At 43.8% G+C, this 5,058-nt stretch carries 5 protein-coding genes; all 5 read left to right on the top strand.

Annotation, left to right across the window (positions count from 1 at the left end; all coding sequences use genetic code 11):
- On the top strand, positions 1 to 786 hold a 786-nt coding region (locus tag PX636_RS15805; protein ID WP_288117773.1), incomplete at its 5' end, for a HEPN domain-containing protein.
- A gap of 146 nt (positions 787 to 932) precedes the next feature.
- The gene (locus tag PX636_RS15800) at positions 933 to 2,651 is read left to right on the top strand and encodes an ABC1 kinase family protein (RefSeq protein ID WP_288117772.1); all 1,719 of its coding nucleotides are present in this window, start codon (positions 933 to 935) and stop codon (positions 2,649 to 2,651) included.
- 36 nt (positions 2,652 to 2,687) lie between these two features.
- Positions 2,688 to 3,065 (top strand): hypothetical protein, encoded by a 378-nt coding sequence (locus PX636_RS15795; protein ID WP_002734118.1) that lies wholly within the window; start codon positions 2,688 to 2,690, stop codon positions 3,063 to 3,065.
- A 129-nt stretch (positions 3,066 to 3,194) separates the two neighbouring features.
- A complete protein-coding gene (locus tag PX636_RS15790; RefSeq protein ID WP_288117771.1) occupies positions 3,195 to 4,532 on the top strand; it encodes an anthranilate synthase component I in 1,338 nt (445 codons plus the stop codon).
- Positions 4,533 to 4,750: 218 nt separating this feature from the next.
- A partial coding sequence (locus PX636_RS15785) for a permease (protein ID WP_288117770.1) occupies positions 4,751 to 5,058 on the top strand: 308 nt, incomplete at its 3' end.

Below are 5,058 nucleotides of genomic sequence, written 5' to 3'. Positions count from 1 at the left end.
TTATCGGTCTTACCTCCGAGATTTATGCAGTTAGCCATTGAACAATTTCGCCTTAGTCTTGCCCGCGTTCGTGACTTGATCGCTATCCACAATTCCCTCAAATCTCAGACTACTTCCGCCCTAGATGTATCGGATATCCTCAGAGCCGCTTTAGTCCTGACTGTGAGCGCTTTAGATTATTATATTCACGAAGTGGTTACTCTAGGAATGCTAGAAATTTATCGAGGCCAACGTTCAGAACCTTCTCCCACTCCTAACAGTTCTCAATCTGCCTTTTCTCGTTTTCAAGTCTCCTTGAATGGCGCACGACAAGAACGATTGATAGCTATTAGTATTGGCTCTTGGTTAGAGAACGAAATTCAACAAAACTACGGTTCTTTTTTTGATCAAGAATCTCGCTCAATTTCCGAGGTACTACCAATGATTGAAAATCTCCTCACCAACAAACTTAATAGTAATTATTGGCTAGAGACTGAAATTAGAGAAAACCTCAGATATAAAAGCTTTCAACAACCGGACAAGATAGCGGAGGCCATTAGATTAATTTCAGCCAAGAAATTGTGGGAAGAAGTGGCCAGCAAACTAAATAAACCAGCCAAAGATATTAAAAGCCAACTTAGCATAATTGTTGATCGAAGGAACAAAATCGCCCACGAAGCTGATATAGACCCGAGTTATGGCATTGGCAGTCGCTGGAATATCGATGAAAATCTCGTTAATGATGCCGTTACCTTTATAGAACAGCTTGTTGAAAATATCCATCAGGTACTTGAGGACATCCACTAGCCGAAAATTTCCCCGGCAGTCCATCCATAAATACTTATGATTTCTCAGGGAATTATAACAATTATTAAATAATGTGTAGTTTTGTATACTGATGTCAAGAACTTAGCTACAATATGAAGTGGCGTAAGATATATAGAGATTAGCTAGTGAGTCGGCATCAAGACAGTCAAACTGACGGGAAACGAGAAGAAACACAGTTCACTCCTTACAGTGCAGCAGCGATCGCTCAAGAATACCGTTACAAACCTTGGCAATTGTTCGGTCGCGCTTTCGTGATTATTTGGTCTTTAGGATTATTTCTCCTCAGTCTCCTCTGGGACAAATGGACAAAGCAAGAAGAAGCCAATAAATACCAGCGTGCCAGCGAACTTAGGCAAATTCTCACCCGTTTGGGTCCCACCTTCATCAAAGTCGGTCAAGCTCTCTCTACCCGTCCCGACCTCGTTCGCAGAGACTTTTTAGACGAATTAGTTAAACTGCAAGACCAACTTCCCCCCTTCGATAACGACATCGCTTTTGCCATTATCGACACAGAATTGGGAATGTCCGTAGAAAAAGCCTATCGAGAAATATCCCCCACCCCGGTAGCTGCCGCTAGTTTAGGACAGGTTTACAAAGCGATACTCCCCACCGGTGAAGAAGTAGCCGTTAAAGTGCAACGGCCCGGGCTGCGGGCGCTTTTAAGCCTCGATTTATACCTAATGCGCTGGGCCGCCCAAAAATTCGGTCGTTTATTACCCCTCAATCTCGGCCACGACCTCACCCTGATTGTCGATGAATTCGGCACCAAACTCTTTGAGGAAATCGACTATCAAAACGAAGGTCGCAACGCTGAAAAATTCGCCACCAACTTCCAAAATAACCCCGAAGTTAAAGTTCCCAGTATCTACTGGCGTTATAGTGGTCGCCGCGTCCTCACCCTGGAATGGATTGATGGCTATAAACTCACCGATACCGAGAACATCAAAGCTTTAGGATTAGACCCCAATAATATCGTTAAAATCGGCGTCACCTCCGGATTGCAGCAACTCCTCGAACACGGCTTTTTCCACGCTGATCCCCACCCGGGTAATCTTTTCGCCACTTTTGATGGTCGCATGGCCTATATCGATTTTGGCATGATGGATCAGTTAGAGGAGGAAACTAAAGAAACCCTCGCTAGTTGCGTCGTCGATTTAATTAACAAAGACTACGAAAACCTAGCCAGCAACTTTGTCAAACTGGGATTTTTAACCCCAGAAACCGATATAAAACCAATTATTCCCGCCCTAGAACGAGTTTTAGGCAATGCCATCGGTCAAAGGGTCGGTGACTTCAATTTCCGCACCATTACCGATGATTTCTCCGAATTGATGTACGAGTATCCCTTCCGGATTCCCGCCAAATTTGCCCTGATTATTCGTTCCCTCGTCACCCAAGAAGGTTTGGCCCTCACCCTCGATCCTAACTTCAAAATCGTCCAAGTGGCCTATCCCTACGTTGCTAAACGTCTCCTGACAGGGGAATCGCCCCAACTGCGGCGGCGTTTACTGGATGTCCTGTTCAAAGACGGTAAATTCCAGTGGCAACGCCTAGAAAACATGATTACAATGGCTCGATCGGAAAGTAACTTCGATTTACTGCCCACCGCGCAATTAGGCATCACTTTTCTTCTCTCGGAAGAAGGTCGTTATCTGCGTCGTCAATTGCTATTAGCTTTAACGGAAGATGACCGTCTCCATACTGCCGAAGTGCAACGTCTCTGGGGTTTAATTCAAGGAGAATTGCAACCGCGGCGACTCTTGGATGTGGCCATGAGCGCTTTTCGGGAATTATCGTCCCAAGGTGTGGCCGCTGTCCTTCCGCGAGAAACCAGTTCGCGTTAAAGTGTTTAAGGTCATCATCGGTTAATCACTTTTTCTATGGATTATTATTTTCTGCCCCAACCGCCCTATTTTCTAGTTTTTGCCGGTTTATTTATCGGTATTACCTGCGGGGCCGCTTTTGAAGCTAGTCTCAAGCAAGTGGTTAACAATTGGTATAAAAATAAGGGTTCAGACGATCAAAATCTTTTAAAATCTAGTTCCTTACAAATTCCTTTTATCGGTATTTGTGTAGGAATCTGTCTTTTCCTTGCCTCGGGATTAGATATATTTATTCTCAATGGTTGGGTTGCCTACGCTATCTCTCTCCCGATGACTATCTTTATCGGTGGTTTGGTTTGGAGTCAGTTAGGGGAATTATTAGGCCAATTACAGCGCGGCGGTTCTAAAGAAATTGACCTCGATTATCGGGGATAATTAGCAGACAGCAAACATTTAGGACTAAGAGAATAGGTGTTAGCAGATAGGAAAGATCAACTCCCCCACAACTAACACCAAACCCCTAGTTATACCCAATTTCCCAGCTATTTTGGCCCGCGATTTTAGATGCAAAAACCTTTAGCATGGCATTGGCGATCGCTTCCTCTGCATCAGCGCACCGGTTCCGAGGTTTTTGCCTGCTTATTCTCCCAAGATGCGATCGCTACTTTACTAGAAAGTCCCTATCCGGGTAATTCCCTCTCCCGTTACTCTCTTTGTGCTGGTTCCCCGCGTCAGCTTTGGACCCCCGCACTAGGGGAAATTTTGCCCTTTTTAAGCAGTTTACTCCCCCAACCCCGATGTGATCATCTTCCCGATCATCTTCCCTTCCATGGTGGTTGGTTGGGGTGGTTAGGCTACGATTTAGCTTGGGAAATAGAAAAATTACCCGACAGGAAAGCTGATACTCTCCCTTTTCCCGTCGCTTATTGGTATGAACCGGATAGTTTTGCCATTCTCGATCACCAAGCACAAATTCTCTGGTTAGCTGCCAGCAAACCCGAAGATTTAGATAAATACGAACAATCTTTAAGCAATCAACCGGATTTTGAGTTTATCGATCCTCGTCCCTCTCCCTTAATCTTTTATACTTCTCAACTCGACTACGAAAAAGCTGTTAAAAAAGCCTTAGATCATATCAGAAAAGGTGATATTTTTCAAGCAAATTTATCCCTAAGATTTCAAAGCACAACTAAGGCAAAAGGATGGCAAATTTATCGCAGTTTACAACAGATTAACCCTTCTCCTTTTGCCAGTTATTGGCGCACCCCTTGGGGAGAAATGATTAGTTGTTCTCCCGAAAGATTGGTAAAATTAGAAAGGGGAATAGCCAGCACTAGACCGATCGCTGGAACCCGTCCCCGGGGTAAAACCGAGGCACTCGATCGACAATTGGCCGAGGAACTATTAACTAATAAAAAAGAGCGGGCCGAGCATATTATGCTAGTAGATCTAGAACGTAATGATCTAGGTAGAGTTTGTGAATGGGGATCGGTTGATGTGGATGAATTACTGACGATCGAGCGTTATAGTCATGTTATGCACTTGGTCAGTAATGTTCGAGGAAAATTAGATAAAAAGTATCATGCTATTGATTTAATTAAAGCTCTTTTCCCCGGGGGAACAATTACCGGTTGTCCGAAAGTTCGTTGTCTAGAAATTATCGAAGAATTGGAACCGGTGCGACGCAATTTATTCTATGGTTCCTGTGGCTATATTGACCTACGGGGTCATTTAGATTTGAATATTCTCATCCGTACCCTATTAATGACTAATCAAGGGAATTTAAACACCGTTTGGGGACAAGTGGGAGCGGGAATAGTTGCCGATAGCGATCCCGAAAAAGAATGGTTAGAATCCCTTCATAAAGCTGAGGCACAATTAATCGCTTTACGTTCTTTTTAATTTTTGATTTCAACAAACTAACCTATTGTTGCATCTAAAACCGCTCTTTTTAAGTACCTAAGCAAAATTAATTACACATATCTAACTACCTCTTGCATGAGTGCCTTTTGCATGAGTGCCTTTTGCCTATCCTAACCAAGAAATTAATTTGGCACGACTACTTACTTTTTACCTTATCTGCTATTTTGTAGGATAGCTTCCGATCTTGAACCCTATTCATGAATCAAATTTCTATCGCTGTTACTTTTTTTCTTAGTTTAGTCTTGACCTCGCTTCCCTTTTTACTTTTGGGGACGGCCGTTTCCAGTTTTTTGCTGGTTTTCGTCAATAAACAGCGATTAGCGGCGATATTTCCCCGTAATCGAGTCTTAGGAGCGATCGTTGGCAGTGCCATCGGATTAATCTTACCCGTCGGACAATACGGCACGATTCCCGTCGCTAGAAGATTCTTATTAGAGGGAGTACCCCCAGGGGTGGTGTTTAGCTTTCTCACCGCTGCACCTACCCTAAATATCGTCACTCTTTG

Source organism: Microcystis sp. M53598_WE2 (genome assembly GCF_030067735.1).
Taxonomy (GTDB): Bacteria; Cyanobacteriota; Cyanobacteriia; order Cyanobacteriales; family Microcystaceae; genus Microcystis; species Microcystis aeruginosa.
Note: the sequence above shows the minus strand (reverse complement) of the source record. Positions and strands in the feature narration are given on the sequence as shown.

Bases quoted from the DNA above. Each gene is read 5' to 3' on its own strand.
- PX636_RS15790 (WP_288117771.1), top strand. From the start codon at position 3,195: ATGCAAAAACCTTTAGCATGGCATTGGCGATCGCTTCCTCTGCATCAG.
- PX636_RS15795 (WP_002734118.1), top strand. From the start codon at position 2,688: ATGGATTATTATTTTCTGCCCCAACCGCCCTATTTTCTAGTTTTTGCC.